Annotated in this window: 1 protein-coding gene; it reads left to right on the forward strand. The window is 65.2% G+C overall.

What is annotated here, in order from left to right:
• The first annotated feature begins 59 nt into the window (after window positions 1-59).
• Window positions 60-953, forward strand: a complete 894-nt coding sequence (locus MRBLMG1_RS36165) for an IS982 family transposase (RefSeq protein WP_367828405.1) — start codon at window positions 60-62, stop codon at window positions 951-953.
• The last annotated feature ends 26 nt before the right edge of the window (window positions 954-979 follow it).

Genomic DNA, 979 nt, shown 5'->3' on the forward strand with positions numbered 1-979 from the left:
CTAGACGAATAAGTCCGAAGTCTGCGGGCGCATGAAGCGAGGGTCTCGTTGGTTCGTTTGTGACGACAAACCTCAAGACCCTCGCAACAGCACTTTACGTGAGGATCGATGACTCTCTGGCAGGAACGCGGCGCTTGGGTCGTCCGCCGAGGCTGACGGATGCCGAGCTGTTGACGCTCGCCGTCATGCAAGCCGTACTCGGTTTCGCCTCAGAGACCCGCTGGCTGCGGTTCGCTCGCGCCCACCTGACCACCGAGTTCCCCTACCTGCCCAAACAATCCGGCTACAACAAGCGCTTGCGGGCCGCGAACGGGCTGATCAGCCGGTTCATCCGCACTCTCGCCCGGGACACCGACCTGTGGCACGACGACGTGTGGATCGTCGACTCCACACCCGTCGAATGCGCCCGCTCACGCCCCACGGTCAAACGCTCCGACCTCGCGGGCTGGGCCGGCTACGGCTACTGCCCCTCGCACTCGCGCTTCTTCTGGGGCCTGCGCCTGCACCTGCTCTGCACACCCGGCGGCCTGCCCATCTCCTGGGCCCTGGCCAACCCCAAGATCGACGAACGCGAAGTCCTGGCCGACATGCTCACGGGCGACCAGGACCTGCTGACCACGCACCCTGGCCAGACCGTCGTCGGAGACAAGGGCTACGTCTCCAAGCACCTGGACATCTTCATGGCCGACCACGGCCTGACCCTGCTGCGACCCAGCTACCGCAACCTCAAAGCGAGGCCGGGGGAGCAGCTACTCAAACCGATCCGGCAGCTGATCGAGTCCGTCAACGACACGCTCAAAGGCCAGCTCGACCTCGAACGCCACGGCGCCAGAACCCCAGCCGGGGTCCTGGCCCGCGTCGGACAACGCATCCTGGCCCTGACCGCCGCCATCTGGCACAACCGGGCCAACACCACAGCCCTGACCAGGTCACTCATCGCCTACGACCACTGACCAGCACTTCGGACTTACTCGTCTAG

Origin of the sequence: Streptomyces sp. LMG1-1-1.1, assembly GCF_040815545.1 — a bacterium.
GTDB lineage: Bacteria > Actinomycetota > Actinomycetes > Streptomycetales > Streptomycetaceae > Streptomyces.